At 41.5% G+C, this 16,499-nt stretch carries 12 protein-coding genes; 6 read left to right on the forward strand and 6 right to left on the reverse strand.

Features of this window, described 5'->3' with window-relative positions; all coding sequences use genetic code 11:
- Window position 1: 1 nt before the first annotated feature.
- From ACFE6N_RS16015 to ACFE6N_RS16040, 6 genes are all read right to left on the reverse strand, one after another.
- Complete coding sequence (locus ACFE6N_RS16015; RefSeq protein WP_378938063.1) at window positions 2-550, reverse strand: carbohydrate binding domain-containing protein; 549 nt, start codon at window positions 548-550, stop codon at window positions 2-4.
- 267 nt (window positions 551-817) lie between these two features.
- Window positions 818-1,930: an IPT/TIG domain-containing protein gene (locus tag ACFE6N_RS16020; RefSeq protein ID WP_378938065.1), complete on the reverse strand. Its 1,113-nt coding sequence runs from the start codon at window positions 1,928-1,930 to the stop codon at window positions 818-820.
- Window positions 1,931-1,936: 6 nt separating this feature from the next.
- On the reverse strand, window positions 1,937-3,514 hold the full coding sequence (locus ACFE6N_RS16025) for a RagB/SusD family nutrient uptake outer membrane protein (protein WP_378938067.1): 1,578 nt from the start codon (window positions 3,512-3,514) through the stop codon (window positions 1,937-1,939).
- Window positions 3,515-3,536: 22 nt separating this feature from the next.
- A complete protein-coding gene (locus ACFE6N_RS16030; protein WP_378938069.1) occupies window positions 3,537-6,947 on the reverse strand; it encodes a TonB-dependent receptor in 3,411 nt (1,136 codons plus the stop codon).
- Between the two features lie 264 nt (window positions 6,948-7,211).
- Entirely contained in the window at window positions 7,212-8,372 is a 1,161-nt protein-coding gene (locus ACFE6N_RS16035; RefSeq protein ID WP_378938071.1) for a FecR family protein, read from the reverse strand.
- A 538-nt stretch (window positions 8,373-8,910) separates the two neighbouring features.
- The gene (locus tag ACFE6N_RS16040; RefSeq protein WP_378938073.1) at window positions 8,911-9,495 is read right to left on the reverse strand and encodes an RNA polymerase sigma-70 factor; all 585 of its coding nucleotides are present in this window, start codon (window positions 9,493-9,495) and stop codon (window positions 8,911-8,913) included.
- Window positions 9,496-9,657: 162 nt separating this feature from the next.
- On the opposite strand from ACFE6N_RS16040, the gene ACFE6N_RS16045 reads away from it, so the two are divergent.
- The 6 genes from ACFE6N_RS16045 to ACFE6N_RS16070 all read left to right on the forward strand — a co-directional run bounded on the left by ACFE6N_RS16045 (window position 9,658) and on the right by ACFE6N_RS16070 (window position 16,289).
- The gene (locus tag ACFE6N_RS16045; RefSeq protein WP_378938075.1) at window positions 9,658-10,395 is read left to right on the forward strand and encodes a hypothetical protein; all 738 of its coding nucleotides are present in this window, start codon (window positions 9,658-9,660) and stop codon (window positions 10,393-10,395) included.
- Between the two features lie 445 nt (window positions 10,396-10,840).
- Entirely contained in the window at window positions 10,841-11,575 is a 735-nt protein-coding gene (locus tag ACFE6N_RS16050; RefSeq protein WP_378938077.1) for a hypothetical protein, read from the forward strand.
- A complete protein-coding gene (locus tag ACFE6N_RS16055) occupies window positions 11,572-12,255 on the forward strand; it encodes a response regulator transcription factor (RefSeq protein WP_090984842.1) in 684 nt (227 codons plus the stop codon). The genes ACFE6N_RS16050 and ACFE6N_RS16055 overlap by 4 nt, the downstream gene beginning before the upstream one ends.
- Window positions 12,256-13,611, forward strand: a complete 1,356-nt coding sequence (locus ACFE6N_RS16060) for an ATP-binding protein (protein ID WP_378938079.1) — start codon at window positions 12,256-12,258, stop codon at window positions 13,609-13,611.
- 135 nt (window positions 13,612-13,746) lie between these two features.
- Entirely contained in the window at window positions 13,747-14,964 is a 1,218-nt protein-coding gene (locus tag ACFE6N_RS16065; protein WP_378938081.1) for an MFS transporter, read from the forward strand.
- 80 nt (window positions 14,965-15,044) lie between these two features.
- Entirely contained in the window at window positions 15,045-16,289 is a 1,245-nt protein-coding gene (locus tag ACFE6N_RS16070; RefSeq protein WP_378938083.1) for an arsenic transporter, read from the forward strand.
- Window positions 16,290-16,499: the final 210 nt, after the last annotated feature.

The following is a 16,499-nucleotide window of genomic DNA, read 5'->3' on the forward strand; positions in this document are numbered from 1 at the left end:
ACTACAAATATTTTTCAAACTCCGATTGCGTAATTGTTTTTAAACTTACTTCATCAACGAACATCGTACCCGTAACATAGCCTAAGGCAAATAACAATTTTATTTTCGTAATGCCTGGTGTAACAATATATGCCTTTTCATATAACTTCCAGTCTTCATCTCCGGTAACTGAGGCAATATTGATCCCCTCTCCTATTTTAGTTTCCTGTTTATCAAGTGTTTCGAAAAGAAATAATGCACCATTCCAGGCATTTTTTCCGGTACTTACACCATCTACTTTAATCTTCGCACTCATGAGTATATACTGGGTATTTTTGGGCAGCGATACAATCTGGTGCATACCGGTCCATTTAGAAGAATCTGAAGAAAATAAGGCAGCACTCATTTTGCCGGCGCTATACATATAAGGAGTCACTTTTGCCGAATAATCAACCCAGCCCTCCAATTCATTTTCAAAACCACCGTTGAGCACCAGGTTTTTTTGTGCAGAAACAGTGGCACTGGTCGCCAGCATGATGATGATGGCAATGATGTATTGTATTAATTTCATTGATAAATTATTTTAAAATTATAAATCTGGAAGAGGTTGGAACATATTTGTGGTATGGGTTTCCTTAATAAAACCGTCATTGCGAGAAGGCTTTTTCAGCCGACGAAGCAATCTTCATGACAACTGTTTCTGGCAAAAAAGATTGCTTCGTGCCTCGCAATGACGACATTTACTAGGTATTATATCTACGTTAAAGTTTTCTGGACTTTGAAAAAGTCGGACTAACTTATTTATGATATAACCTCATTAAATTAAATATTCTTTCAATTAGTAAATCCCAATATCATCCAGGTAGATGGTTTCTGGCGCATTGCCGCTCAACTCCTGAAAGCCGATCCAGTTTAAACTGGTAGGTTTGCCCGGTTGGCTGGCGCTTTGGAAACGATCTATTGGAACCACATAATTTGTCCACTTGCCCGCATGCAGCACCACGCTTACATTACGGTTGTCAAAATCACCCAATGCAACTTTTACTACTTTCCCTTCAGTACCTGTTGTACCATAAATAGAAAACTTAACATAGGTTTTATCAGTTAAATCAACAGGTGTGTTACTGCCAACCGCATATCCGGCATAACTTCCTGTATAGGTTAATTTAATAGAATGGTTACCTCTTTTTACCATTTCAGTGCTATTCACATCTGCATTCGCACCTCCGAAATTGAAGTCGTAACCCGCTGTGATCTGATCGTCATAAAATAAATGAGTAAAGCCGAATGGCAACAATATCGGCACCACAACACCATCGTAAGATACATACGGACCAGTACCTGTACCGCCAGGGGTAGTCACACTTACTGCACCGAGCGCACCTGTTGGAACGGTTACCTTCAATTCCGTACTCGTTGATGAAACGACCCTGGCATCAGTTGTACCAAACTTAACGCCTGACACCTGATCAAAACGTAAGCCGGTAATGGTAATTACATCGCCAGCATTACCTGCAAACTGGCTCAAATCACTAATTACCGGAGCGGGTTGTTTAATACTAAAGTTAAAGGAAGTACTGCCGTATGGGTTAGTCAGTGTTAATTTCCCTGTTTGATTGATCCATGTGGCGGTTGCAGGGATCATCACGATAATGCTGTTATCGCTGAAAAGGGCTGTATTAAGATAAGCTGATGCCCCGTTGAATTCTACTTTATTGGTAGATTTCAGATTTACCCCCTCTATAACATAAGTAACACCAACATCGCCCGAAGTAACTGTCGAATCCAATGGTGTAAGTTGAGTATCGCCCGGCCTAACCAGGGTACGTATGCGGGTAATGCTTGGTGCACCCTGTCCTTCTTTCTCCTTTTTGCAGGAGGTGGCAAAAATAAGCATGTAAAAGATGCCAACAAGATAAAGGGCTATAATATTTTTATGTAACGTTTTCATATAAGCTTATTTAAAATTGTAAGGCACAGGAGCCAATAGTAATTTTGGATTTAGAATGGTTTCTGTTGTAGGATAAGGCAAACGGAAATTGGCATCAGTTGGCGTATACTTTTGTCCCCAAATGACAACAGGCGTGGTGTTACTGTAAATTCCCCTTTCCTGATTGGAAATAATGGCTATTGCTTTAGGGTGTGAGGTTACATTAAAACCATCTAACCGGCCCAGATCAAACCAGTAATCAGCCTCAAAAACGAATTCCATACGACGCTCCTGATAAATATCCTGTATAGTGATTGATGTTTTAGGAATGAGGCCGGCCCTTTTTCTGATTTTGTTGAAAGGTACAAGTGCCGCATCGTCAGATGTACGTTCAGCCCCGGCAAGTACTGCCTCTGCCTCAATCAACAATACATCTGCATAACGCATTAAATAAGTATTATTACCTGTAGAAAATGCTGCGCCTTTACCACCATTATCTGCAGGCGTACCCACCACATATTTTTTAATAAATGCCGGCATGCCCTGAGCAACCGCTCCGGCAGGTAAAGTGTAACCACCTTTGGCCTGGTTAATTTCAGGGTAAACATCTCCCTGCATCATCACCGTTGGCTTTCTTCTTAAATCGCCGGGCTCGAAAGCAGTAAGCAAATCGATAGAAGGCGTAACACTTCCATAACCGTCTCCGATACCCGTAATTTCAGAGTTAAAGGCAAGGAAGGATTGTAGCGCATTACCATGACCATAAGAGGATCCGCCCAACCATTGTATCGCGGCGATACTCTCTTCGTTATTATTATTGGCAGTTTTGAATAAATCAGCATAGGTTTTGCCCGAAATATCTATTCCATACAGTTTAAACTCGCCGCTATTGATTACCTGCTCTGCTTTTAAACGGGCATTCGGATAGTCGCGCATGTATAAATAAACTTTAGCCAATAATGCAGATGCTGATCCGCTGGATACTTTACCCTGCGAAACAGAACCCGTTCGGATCATTTTATCACAATTATCTTCCGCAAATTTGAGGTCGTTGATCATGAACTTGTAAACATCAGTTACCGGATTGGTATTGATCTGGTAATTGTTCACATAATCAAGGCTATTTTCAATAATCGGCACATTTCCCCATGTTCTTACCAGATAAAAATAAGCCATAGCACGCATAAATCTAGCTTCGCCAATGGCATTATTAACCACAGATGCTGGTACGCTGGCCGGCACTTTTGCTTTCAGATTATTAATCAACGCATTAGATTGGGCAACTACGCTGTATAGCGAATTCCAGGCTGATGCCAACTGGGTATTATCGCCTGTTACCGAAAAATTACCGAAGTTGATCACATCCGGAGAATAGGTGTGTGCATTACCGCTTAGCAATTCTGAAATACACCAGGAAGCTTTGGCATTCCAGTCGAACCATGGCGAGTTGTACAGCGCAATGGTACTGGCCTGCACCTGTTCGGTGTTTTGGTAAAAATTATCAGCGCTGAGTGAATCCTGTGGAGGAATATTAAAAAAGTCTTTTTTACAGCCTGCGCTAACAATGGCGATAAAAATAAAGCTATATATGATATATGATTTCATTTTGTTCAATAATTGTAGGTCACTAAAATTGTGCATTTATCCCAAATGTGATGGTCCTGGCAATTGGATATCTTCCAAGGTCGATATTGTTTAAAATGGCACTTTGGTTCATTGCGCCGATTTCCGGATCATAGCCCTTATATTTTGTAAAGGTGTAAAGGTTTTGTACGCTGGAGTACACCTTTAAATTGGAGAATTTAAATTTCCTGATCCATGAAGCTGGTACCCTGTAACCCAAACTAACATTCTGGATGCGTAAGAAAGATCCGCTTTCTACATACCGGTCTGAGACAAAAAGATTGGGATTATCAATACCAATTTTAGGCGCCGGAATATTGGAATCGGGATTTTGTGGTGACCAAAAATTACTATATGCTGCATATTGATTCTGATATACAGCCGCCAGGTTCCCCATGGTGTTGTTTAACAGGTTCATAATTTTGGAACCGTAAGAACCGTTCAGGAACAAGGTAAAATCAAAAGCTTTATAACTAAAGGTGTTGGTAATGCCATAGGTGAATTTAGGATTTGGATTTCCGATCTCGGTACGGTCTTTTTCATTGATAACGCCGTCGCCATTTACATCTTCGTATTGCACATCGCCCAGCCAGGTGCTGTTGCTATTATTGGCAATGCCTCTACCAAACTGAACCGGAGCAGATTGAAGTTGCGCCTGTGTTTTAAATATTCCCTTTACTTTATAGCCATAAAATTCACCTACCGACCGGCCTACCACGGTACGGGTAACCGGCGTTTGCAGGTAAGCATTGGTTACTGTCCCGAAAAGTTCGGTAAGGCCGTTACCAAGCTCTTTAACTTCATTATTATAATGTGATAGCACTATACTGGTATTCCATTTGAAATCGCCCTTTTCAAAATTGCGCGAGTTAATATTCAAATCAAAACCTACGTTGTCAATCTTTCCAAGATTTACGTATGGAGGGTTAATACCACCCAGATAATCAGGCCCACCCACTAAATATGCCGGAAGCGTAAGCTGGAATAAGAAGTCCTTTGATGTTTTTTTGTAAACATCTATACTCGTGCTAATCCTACCGTTTAAAAAGCTCATATCAACACCACCGTTGTATTGTATAGAGGTTTGCCATTTTAGTGATTTATTATCGATCCGGCCGGCAAGAAAACCAGTTCCCAAACCTGTTTGTGAAGACCTTAATAACGAGCTGTAAAGATAATTGGGAACGTCCTGGTTGCCCACCTCTCCATAACCCAGGCGGAGCTTAAGTCCGTTCACCACCTTATTGATCCCTTTCATAAATGGCTCTTCAGACAATTTCCATGATGCCGCAAATGAGGGAAAATAACCTGATTGTGAGCCTTCGGCAAACTTAGAGGTCTTATCTCGCCTGATTGTAGAAGTAAGGCTATATTTTGAATTGTAGGTATAAATGGCACGTGCATAGATTGATTCCTGGCGTTGTGTACCAATATATTCATCATTGGTAGCCGTGATGGCCTGACCTAAATTCAAAGATTGTACGTCATTACTATAAAATCCCTGACGTGTACCTTCGATTCCCCTCCAGTTTGACTGCTGAACCTCGTAACCCAGAATGGCACTTAAGTTATGTTTGTCTCCAAAAGTCTGGTTATAGTTAAGATATTCTTTCCAGATCAAAAATGTACTTTGCTGGAATCTCTCTTTTAATGAAGCTGTAGGATTGGTAAAACGGCCCCACGAATAACTCGGTGTAAATACATTATTATCCGAGAAATTAAAATCACCCCCGAGTTCTGATCTCAGCGACAATGATTTGATAAACTTAATTTCGTTATAAATGTTGGTGTTAATGTTGGTCCTGTTCAGCTTATTCTTAATTTGCTGGGCCTGGGCAACGGGGTTTAATGCCGCTGCGGCAGCCAATGGATCAGACACCGGTGGCCCGGTATATGAACCATCAAGGTTTGTTACAGCCAAATCAGGCGCCTGCAATAAAGCATTGTAAATAATCCCGTTATTATCACTGGTAACCACATTTTCTGCAGAGCGGCTTCCGGTTAAGGTAATGCCCAGCTTAAACCATTCTTTCACCTGGGCATCGGCATTTACCCGAAGGCTATAGCGGCGAAAATCGGAACCGATAACCGTACCGTCCTGTCCAAGATATCCGCCAGAAATATAATAAGTTAATCCCTCTTTGCCACCAGAAACAGCAACCTGGTGACTTTCTTGTGGTGCAGTTCTAAATATTTCCTTTTGCCAGTTGGTCCCCTCTCCCAATACTGAAGGATCTGCAAATTCAACCCTTCTGCCGGTACCATAAATATCACCCAGCGAGTTTTGAAGTACTGCGTATTGGCGAAGATTCATCACATCCATGTATTTTGCAACACGTTGGAAACCATAATAACCATCATAATTGATAGCAGAATTACCGCTCCTCCCCCTTTTGGTGGTGATGATAATTACACCATTTGAAGCACGGTTACCGTATATTGCCGTTGCAGATGCATCTTTCAGTACATCGATCGACTCAATATCATTTGGATTGATTAACGATAGAGGACTTACTGTTGTTTGCGAATTGGCATTGGAAGATGAAGCCTGTAAAGGAGATCTTCCACTGGTACTCTGGTTGCCTGCATCGCCTGAAATGGGTACACCATCGATTACATATAAAGGCTCGTTGCTACCGCTTAAAGAAGTTACGCCCCTTACTCGTACCGATGTATTGCTGCCTGGCGCGCCAGAGTTTTGCGAAATCGTTAATCCGGAAGCCCTGCCCTGCAGCATCTGGTCAATACTGGCCTGGGGTACATTGGCAATATCGGCCGCTTTTACCGACGAGATAGATCCATTAAGATCTGTACGCTTTTGTGTACCGTAGCCAATCACCACCACATCAGAAAGTGAGGTTGTCTGTGCCTTCAGTACCACGTTGAGGATGCTCTTATTGCCAGGATTAATTTCCTGAGGCTCCATGCCTACAAAAGTAAATACGAGAGTAGTTGATCCCGCAGGAAGTGAAATCTTAAATTTACCATTAATATCGGTCACGGTTGATTGCTTCGCGCCCTTTACATTAACCACCACCCCAGGGAGTGTTACGCCTTTTTCATCGCTCACCGTACCCGAAATCTCGAGGTCCCGCACCGAAATTGTTGCAAATGGCGAATAGGCATTCTTTTTCAGGATAATGGTCTTCTTAATGATTTTGAAATCGAGATTAGTATTTTTCAACACTACGCCCATTACCTGCTCAATGGGCATGTTGGTTACATTCAGGTTTACTTTATATTTATCGTCAACGTCGGCCCGTCTGAAAAGTAAATGGTAACCACTTTGTTTTTCTATTTGTTTTAAGATGGAAATGATGTCAGAATTATTCTCTTTAAGCGTTAGATTCTGACTGAAGCTGCTAGCGCTAACCTGCATCAGGGTAAGCGTAAGAAAAAGCACTATGAGTCTCATTTTTAATAAGATTTGGTAAGAATCACGGCGCAATAACAGCCTGATCCTAAAAAATAAATTCATATCTTTATGGAGTTTTGGTTAAATTATAATGTTGTCTAAATCGGGATTGTAAGTAACCTTTACAGTAACCGGATGTGCTGCGAACACGATCCGGTTTTTTTATTAAAAAGCATGGTTACACCTTTACTTATGCAGTGTTGTAGTAGTTTCTCATGTTAAATAATTTATTTGGTTAAAATTTATTTTATTGTTTAATCTTCTTTAATCGATTATAATAAGCTGGTTTCTGTTCAATTCATATTTTAATCCAGTGAATTGAAGCATACTTAACAACTCTGAAAGTTCTACGTCTTTGGATATGGTTCCGGTGTAAGCTATTTTTGAAGGTGTTCCTCTAAATACCACCTGAATATCATACCACCTCGACAACTGCCTGGCAATTTCTTTGATCTCCATATCCTTGAAGATAAAGAGGTCGTTTCTCCAGGCCATTACCGCTTCCAGGTCACAATTGTGATTCACCTTTATCCCAGATGGATCTACAAGGGCTTGTTGCCCGGGTTTCAATAACTGAGAAAATTTACCGGATGATAAGTGGATGCTTCCTTCAAGCAGTGTGGTTTTCTGCCCGGCCTCATCGTCATAAGCCATTACGTCAAAATGCGTTCCCAGTACCTTAATTTCTGTTCCGCCAGATTGTACCTTAAAAGGTTGATTTGGATTTCTGGCCACTTCGAAATATACTTCACCCGTCATCTGTACCACTCGTTCAGCACCTTTAAAAGCTGTTGGAAACCGTAAGCTGGATTTTGCGTTTAGCCAGGCTTTAGTTCCATCAGGCAAAACAACACTATATTTTCCACCAACTGGTGTGGCAATTTTATTGTAACTTATATCAGAAGATGCAGATCCGGCATGTATTTTATAGCGGAGTTCGCCTTCAGCTGTTTTTACCACACTAACATTTTGCTGGTTGGCCAATGCCCCTATTTTGGCTTCGGTTAATACTACCGATGAGCCATCGCCTAAGGTCAAAACCGCCCTATTGCCACCTGGCTTTATATGAACGGCTTGTAATTTTGCATTTTTGTTTTGCAGGTTTAGCGGTGCATGGTATCTCCAGATCAGCACCGTACCAAGTACCAGAATGAGTGATGCTGCTGCCCATAATATGAAGTTTATACGTATTGATTTATTGGGAACTGATATGACTTTTTGCTGTTCTTTAGCTTCGATATTGAGCAGAATGCGCTCAAAAATCTTATCTTCCACGAGCTTGCGCTGGTTATCAGAAAGGCCTACGAGCTCTTCAGGTACAGCATCCATACTGTCAAACCATTCGTCCACTTCTTTTACCTCAGCAACATTGCAATCACCTGAAAGATATTTTTTAAGTAAGGAAACGGCTATTGATCTGCCCATGCTGGTATGTAGTTATATTTGGTTCGTTAATAGTATAGTCGGATAACCCGGGCCTTGCCCCCAAAAAAATAAAAAAAATATGGCAACAATCGCTAACTTGAAAAATTGCTCCGTTCCCCAACATATTTTTATTGGAGCGCACCGCCTGTACTACACACAAAGTTTCTTCCCGTTTTTCGCTTATACGCTTCGCTGCCTCGTACCTCGTTGATGCAGGGTATCGCTGCAACCGGGGCTAAGCAGTAGGTGCATCGTTTCATTTTAAGGTATGGCGCACAAACCTTTGTTCCTAAACCCGATAAAGCGGAATAGCCCGGATCCCGACATTCCGTCGGGAGAGGACTATAAGCGATAGCGGGACTACAGCCCGCCATGAACATTAACCGCTCATTTCCTAACCTGAGTTTGATTATTAATATTGTCTTTCAGTAGCTTGTACCACCTTTTTAATAAGCAGCCGTCACCCTGAACCCGTTTCAGGGTCCTTCATACGGAAAAGATCTCTCCCGCTAAAGATTTTTATTGAACGCTGTTAATTTTACCGAATTAACCAGGCAAAACCAGAGGCAATCAAAACTACCTTGTAATGAACCCTGAAGTACTTTAAGGCATTGGTAATATGGTTTTCTACCGTCTTTTCAGAAAGTCCGAGTAATTGGGCAATTTCTTTATTGGATTTATGTTCTTTCCTGCTAAGCTCAAATACCTTTCTGCATTTGGCAGGCAACTTCGAAATCACCCCATCAATTCCGTTTTCCAGCTCTTTTATAAATATGGCTTCTTCAGTGGTATTTGTAGCCTCTTCATAACTAAAAGAAAGTAATTCAAGATAATTGTGCCTCGTAGCCTCTTTAGCCAGATAATCAATAATAGAATAACGGATGGCAGAATGGAGATAAGCTTTTAAAGACCCTTTAATGTTTATTTTTCCCCGGTTGATCCAGAATGTAGTGAAGAAATTCTGGATGATCTCTTCTGCAGCTTCTTTCGACCTTAATCTTTTATTGGTCATGAGGTACAAGTCGTACCAGTATTTTGTATAAATTTTCTTGAAAGCAACCACTTCATTCTCCCTCAACATGACGATCAGCTCTTCATCGGTATGGTTATGTTGGTTGCGCATAGTCAGTAAAATTATAAAAAAAATTGAATCCATCTGTCGCTGAGCTGAGCACGGCAGAACAAACCATTCAGATGAACTAAATTTAATTCCCTTTTCATACCCGCTTCAGGTCGCCAGTGTAGCTTTGGATTATAAAATGATAAAATATTAAAAAGAATGCATATGAAAAGTCAACTTAAAAAAACAGCCGTAACAGCTTGTCTGGCGCTGATGAGTATCGTAACCTTTGCGCAAGTACGCCCTACAAATAACCTTCCGGCACCACCGGACAGCGCACCCGGTGAAATGCCGCCAACTCCTGGTTTACACAAACATGGTATGGAAAGAGGACCAGGTTTAAAAGTGTTAACATCATTGAGCGGAAAGGTAATTGCTTACCAAACGAATGACAGGTATATCTATAATCGTTTCACCTTGCAAAATGGCAGCCAGGTGATTACAGTGAGATTTCCGGAACAATTGGGCAAACAACTCATGAGTGCCGCAGCTAAGGGCAAATCGGTAATGGTAAAGGGCTTTACTGATAATGGGCCGGACGGTGTAAATGTATTCCAGATGGCAAGTTTAGCTGTTGATGGAACACAAATAGCAGATACACCTCCAAGTGTACCTATTGCACCTGTTAATGAACCGTCTAAAACGTTTACGGGAAAAATCAATGATTTCAAACGCGATCAGAGCGGTGCAATCCGTGGGCTTAGCCTCGATAACAAGGTAGAAATAGATTTACCTCCACATGCAATGGAGCAGTTACAATCTTTATTAAAAGCTGGAGATAAAGTAAAGGTAACCGGTATTAAAGACACGCCACCATCTGGTGTGTTATTGGAATCAGGTGCCCCAACCATTATTCATCCAGAGACCATCGAGATCAATGGACAAACATATTTGTTGAGATAGTTTTCAGATGTGGCTGTATCATAAGTTATAATTCCATTAGAACCTGTCACGTTGAGCTTAACCTGTACTGAGCTTAACGAAGGTATCGAAAAGCTCTACGGGGCATTCAACGGTCCTTCGACAGGTTACCATTGACATAATCCATTAGTCCGGTCCGTCATTCTCGCGCATGCGGGAACCACGGAGTGCTCAGCGAAGCTAATCTTAATACAAGCCGCTTTAAGATTCCCAATCAAGCTGGGAATGACGATTCCTCGATGGGATATTACCTAGCAAAATTACCTGTCACTCATATTGATTTTTATAAAATAAACTATCCCTCAGGATGACAATTTTATATTTATGATACAGCCGCTTATCTCAAAATAATTGTTAATGCGTATGAACTAATTGGCTGCTTTACTGTTAACTGATGAAATAACGATATTTTACAGCGCATATGAAAATGAAGCAAGATAATGACTTATCAGATGAGCCGATAAAAATAAAAAATTATCGCCCACTGCTGGTTGTCATCATTCTGTTACTCTTGGTCATTATTTGGCTGTTAGTTAAACCTCCGGTACCTGTAATACCTCAACCGCCATCACATCATCATGAACCAAAAACGGAACACGCAACTAAACAAAAGGTAATTACAGGAACCGTTATCAGGTATAAAAACAATCCTCATTTGGATATCAATGCCCTGGAACTGAAAACGGAAAAAGCCGGTTTAATCACTATTGATTTTCGGCCACATACAGCAGCGCAGGTAATCAAAATCGGTACTATTGGCGAGGAAATTGAGGCAACTTATGCGCTAAATCCCAGCGATGAGGTAGTCGGCTACCAATTATTAGCCATCCGGAACAATCGGACGGGCATCGGCCAGGTTCTCGATGACTTGCCTCCACCTCCGGATGTTCCCAATCAGCAAATAGCAAAATTTAACCTGGAAAAGCCTGCTATAATAACAGATCAATACGGTGGTATTGTGGCATTGAGAAAGAACAACCTGTTATTTCACTTTAAACCCGGGCTGGTAGATGATATTGCATACCTCATTAAAGAAAGTAACACCTTTAATCTTGAAGCGGTGAGGCGGCAGAATGATCAGGGCTTTATCAACATCAATCATGACAAAGTATACATTGTACTCCGCATTACTATAGATAACAAAACATTTCTGGTAAGATGAAAATATTATTAATAGAAGATGAGTTAAAGTTAGCCGGATTTATTGCTGACGGCCTTACACAGGCGGGCCATATCTGCGATGTGGTTGCTGATGGCAATAAAGGTTTGGAAACAGCAATGATTGGCCATTACGATCTTATTTTATTGGATATGATGCTACCTTCGCTCAACGGGCTGGAGGTTTTAAAAAACCTGCGTAGCTTTAATAACCAAACCCAGGTTATTATTATCAGTGCCCTGAATGATACAGAACATGTGATAAACGGACTTGACCATGGCGCTATTGACTATCTTAAAAAGCCATTTGAACTTGAAGAACTGTTGGCCAGGATACGTTCTGTACAGCGGCGATCATTTGCACAGGATTCACTCAAATTACAGGTTGCAGACCTTAAGGTAGACCTTTTGACCAGGGAAGTTAGCCGCGCCGGCAAAACAGTTATGCTGAGCAACCGGGAATTTGCACTACTGGAGTTCCTCCTTGCTAACCAAAATAAAGTGGTTACCAAATCACAGATCCTTGAAAAAGTGTGGGATATCAACTTCGACCCCGGTAGCAATGTAATAGAAGTACATCTTTACCAGCTTCGAAAAAAAATGGACAGAGGTTACGATGAAGAATTGATCCATACGGTTGTGGGGCGGGGTTACATTTTAAAAGGCGATGTAAAACAAGGTTAAATGAGAATAGGAAAGCGTCAGTTCGGTATCAAACTTAAAATTACGGCTGCATTTAGCCTGATTTTTATTTTGTTAAGTTTCTCCTTTAACCTTTACTGTTACCGGAAAATCAGGATGCTGATGATATCAGATAATGATGCTTATTTAATAGCGAGGGCCAAAACGCTTCTGGATAAAACGGAAGTATTGCCCGCAATTATTCCTTTGCCTGATCAGAATACCTCCATCAGAGTATTATATCATTCAGCAGGGAAACCCATCGTGGTGTTCCAGTCTCCGGGCATCATTAAAAACATCCGAACACCTGCAAAGACAGGCGTAACCGATACCTTAGGCATGAGGGTTGCATACGTGGCCAGCAATAATGAAGACAATCCGGCCGAACTGATGCTGGTACGCAGTGCTGATCAACTTAACAGTAACTTACAATACCTGCTCCTTTTACTTTTTACCTGCAGCCTGTTGAGTGTTTTACTTGCAGGTCTCATTGCCTATATTTTATCTTTTTACCTGCTACAGCCTGTGCAGCGCATCATTAACGCAGCCAAACTCATCAATGCGCATAAACTCCGCGATGTTATTCCAGTGAAAAAAACGAATGACGAACTGCAGGAATTAACTGAAACCATCAATACCATGTTGGTTCGGATCGATGAATCGTTACGGCAGCAACAAAACTTTTTTGCCTCTGCCTCGCACGAATTAAAAACACCGCTGGCCATTATGCGTGCTGAAATAGAAGTTCACCTATCAAAACCGGGGTTGACACCCGCATTGTCAAACCTAATGGAGAGTCAGCTTACGGAGATCAACAGGCTGCAACAGGTGGTGCAGGAGTTCCTGCTGGTAAGCCAGTTAAAAAGTAGCGGCATTACGTTACATCGACAACAGATAGATCTTTCGCTGGTAATACTCCGATTGTTTAACCGGTTCCAAACATTTATGCAACAAAAAGAATTAAGCACAGATATTGATTTTGATCAGGATGCTGAAACTTTTCTAGTCAATGCCGATGATGACAAGCTGAATATCTTATTGATGAACCTCATTGAGAACGCGATTAAATATGCTGTCCCGGGAACGCCGATCAGTTGCGCTGTAAAGCAATCTAACATAAAGGATTATATCACCATTAGTTTTAAGAATGCAATTAACGAGGAAAGTTTCCCGACTGAAAATCTCCAGAATGCCTTCCATAGGGAGACCATAGAAGCCAACGGTGCGGGGATTGGCTTATGGCTGGTTAAAGAGATTACTAATTTGCACAATGGAAAATTCAGTATAGAAAGCAGCAATTTTTTCTTTGAAGCAGTAGTTGATTTGCCAACTACACTATACCCTGGTATGGATTTATAATTATTACTTACTAGTATGAAGAAAAATTAATTCCAGCATAAAAATCATGCAATCTCCTGATTTACAAATAAATAACATAAAATATTCCTATTAAGTGTTTAAACAAAATATCGCACTTGGTGTTAGGAGACCTGTATGAGCAAACAAGCAGCTTTAGGCGTAACAGATAAGCGGATTATCTGGCCCTTACAATCTCTTAATTTTTTCATGGCCGACCTCCAGGCCGGTGTCGGACCATTTTTAGGCATATTCCTTTTGGCACATGGCTGGAAAAGCGGGCTGATCGGTTCAGTGATGACCATTGGTGGAGTAGCAGGAATGATCATGACTATTCCGGCAGGTGCATTAATCGATGCCACTAAAAGAAAAAGGTTTTATGTGGTTATATCGGCGGTTTTCACCATACTGGCTTCAGGAATAATCTTATTCACCCAGGAATTCTGGCTGGTGAGCATTTCGCAGGTGGCAACAGCTATTGCCGGCTCGGCTATTGGCCCGGCCATCATCGGCATTACGCTCGGTCTAGTAAAACAAAAAGGATTTAACAAGCAAAATGGCTATAACCAGGCCTTCAACCATGCAGGCAATGTGGTAGGTTCTGCACTTTCAGGTTACCTGGGCTACAAATTTGGCATCACGGCTATATTTATTCTGGCAGCTTTTTTTGGGATACTGTCTATCATTTCAGTATTATTGATTCCGGCTAATTCCATTGATGATGACGTGGCAAGAGGGATGAAAGAGGGAGAGAAAGATGAAAAAGCAAGTGGATTCAAAGTATTGTTTCAATGTAAGTCATTATTGGTACTGGCGGGCGCACTGGCTTTTTTTCATTTGGGCAATGGCGCCATGTTACCGCTTTACGGCCTTGCTGCAGCAGCCAGTGGAAATGGTCATGCTTCCATGTTTGTAGCCATGACCATTATCATTGCACAATTGGTTATGATCGGCACCTCACTGTTAGCCATGAAAATGGCTGATAAAAGTGGCTACTGGTTAGTATTGTTTATCTCTTTCTTGTCGCTGCCTATACGTGGTTTATTTGCTGCGTATATGCACAGTCACATAGGGATCTATCCTGTACAAATTTTAGATGGCGTTGGGGCTGGCCTGCAAAGTGTTGCTGTTCCCGGCTTGGTTGCCCATATCCTGAATGGTACGGGAAGGGTAAATATAGGGCAGGGCGCGGTGATGACGGTACAGGGACTGGGAGCATCACTTAGCCCCGCAATCGGGGGCTGGATAGCACAGGGAATGGGTTACAGCAGTGCTTTTATGATTCTTGGTGCATTTGCCATTGGTTCCATCCTGTTGTGGACCATCTTTGCAAAAACAATTAAGGATGCCTGCTAACCCTGGCAGGTAATCAAAAAATGTATAGCGAACAGCTAAGTTAAACATAACTGAAAAGCAATACCTTAGCGCGATAAAATATGGATAACATACTCATCTGGATTATTTCTTTCCTTGCCATAGCGGGTGTAATCATCAGGCCTTTTAAAGTTACGGAAGCTGTATATGCAGTTTTTGGGGCCGCGCTGTTATTATTATTCCAACTGATTACCTTTTCAGATGCCTTTTCCGGAATAGCGAAAGGTTTGGATGTGTATTTATTCCTAACCGGCATGATGTTGCTGGCCGAAACTGCAAGAGAGGAAAAACTGTTTGACTGGCTCGCCGCCCATGCCACTATAAGGGCTAAGGGATCTTCGGGACGATTATTTTTACTCATCTATCTGGTTGGTGTGGTGGTGACCACATTCCTTTCCAATGATGCCACAGCTGTTGTATTAACACCAGCTGTGGCAGCGGCAGTTAAGGCAGCTAAGGTAGAAAAACCTTTGCCCTATTTATTGATCTGCGCATTCATTGCCAATGCAGCTTCTTTTGTGCTGCCTATTTCAAATCCGGCAAATCTGGTAATCTATGGTACGAATATGCCATCACTAATGCATTGGCTGAGTTTGTATCTGATCCCTTCGATATGTGTCATTACCGTTACTTATTTTGTGCTCCGGTTCTCACAGCGTGAGTGTTTTAAACAAAAAATCAGAACAGAGATCAACTTGCCTGAACTAAGCCCGGGTGGTAAAACAGCTTTGATTGGAATATGTGTAACTGCAACTGTTTTATTAGCTGCTTCTGCCATGAACATGGAGCTGGGGTTGCCCACATTGATTACGGGGATCATCACCAGCGCCATTGTATTGACCCGCGCGAGAAAAAATCCCGTTAATGTGATTAAAGGAATATCATGGACAGTGCTTCCCTTGGTGGCGGGCTTATTTGTAGTGGTTGAAGCATTAAATAAAACCGGAATGGCACAACATTTAAGCGCCTTGTTAAATGATGCTATAGCACAATCTGAAACGGCAGCGGTATGGCTTAGTGGTACGGTAACTGCGATAGCCTGCAATTTAATGAATAATTTACCTGCCGGACTGATAGCAGGTAGTGTATTGCAAAATGCCCATGCGCCCGATCTGGTTAAAAGTGCAGTATTAATTGGTGTAGACCTTGGTCCCAACCTCTCCATAACCGGTTCGCTGGCCACTATATTATGGCTGGTGGCTTTAAGAAGAGAAGGACAGGAAGTAAGTGCCTGGACATTTTTAAAATTAGGAAGCGTAATTATGACGACAGCATTGATAGCTGCTATACTATCCTTATGGATTTAATTTTTTAACTTGAATTGATAATTATTTAACAAAATAACTTTTTATAAAAGCGCTTATTAGACTATTCGTCATGCTGAATTCATTTCACTGTTGTCCGGTTAAAATTTACAAAGAAGAAAATACTTTGTTTTTAGGCTAATTGGGTTAGGTTATGTTTTAAAATCAATTTCCAAGGCGCCTCTTTTTAGACCGCTGTTATCTCTCCGTCCA

Source organism: Pedobacter sp. BG31 (genome assembly GCF_042464845.1).
GTDB lineage: Bacteria > Bacteroidota > Bacteroidia > Sphingobacteriales > Sphingobacteriaceae > Pedobacter > Pedobacter suwonensis.

Bases quoted from the DNA above. Each gene is read 5' to 3' on its own strand.
- ACFE6N_RS16015 (WP_378938063.1), bottom strand. From the start codon at position 550: ATGAAATTAATACAATACATCATTGCCATCATCATCATGCTGGCGACC.
- ACFE6N_RS16020 (WP_378938065.1), bottom strand. From the start codon at position 1,930: ATGAAAACGTTACATAAAAATATTATAGCCCTTTATCTTGTTGGCATC.
- ACFE6N_RS16025 (WP_378938067.1), bottom strand. From the start codon at position 3,514: ATGAAATCATATATCATATATAGCTTTATTTTTATCGCCATTGTTAGC.
- ACFE6N_RS16030 (WP_378938069.1), bottom strand. From the start codon at position 6,947: ATGAGACTCATAGTGCTTTTTCTTACGCTTACCCTGATGCAGGTTAGC.
- ACFE6N_RS16035 (WP_378938071.1), bottom strand. From the start codon at position 8,372: ATGGGCAGATCAATAGCCGTTTCCTTACTTAAAAAATATCTTTCAGGT.
- ACFE6N_RS16040 (WP_378938073.1), bottom strand. From the start codon at position 9,495: ATGCGCAACCAACATAACCATACCGATGAAGAGCTGATCGTCATGTTG.
- ACFE6N_RS16045 (WP_378938075.1), top strand. From the start codon at position 9,658: ATGAAAAGTCAACTTAAAAAAACAGCCGTAACAGCTTGTCTGGCGCTG.
- ACFE6N_RS16050 (WP_378938077.1), top strand. From the start codon at position 10,841: ATGAAGCAAGATAATGACTTATCAGATGAGCCGATAAAAATAAAAAAT.
- ACFE6N_RS16055 (WP_090984842.1), top strand. From the start codon at position 11,572: ATGAAAATATTATTAATAGAAGATGAGTTAAAGTTAGCCGGATTTATT.
- ACFE6N_RS16060 (WP_378938079.1), top strand. From the start codon at position 12,256: ATGAGAATAGGAAAGCGTCAGTTCGGTATCAAACTTAAAATTACGGCT.
- ACFE6N_RS16065 (WP_378938081.1), top strand. From the start codon at position 13,747: ATGAGCAAACAAGCAGCTTTAGGCGTAACAGATAAGCGGATTATCTGG.
- ACFE6N_RS16070 (WP_378938083.1), top strand. From the start codon at position 15,045: ATGGATAACATACTCATCTGGATTATTTCTTTCCTTGCCATAGCGGGT.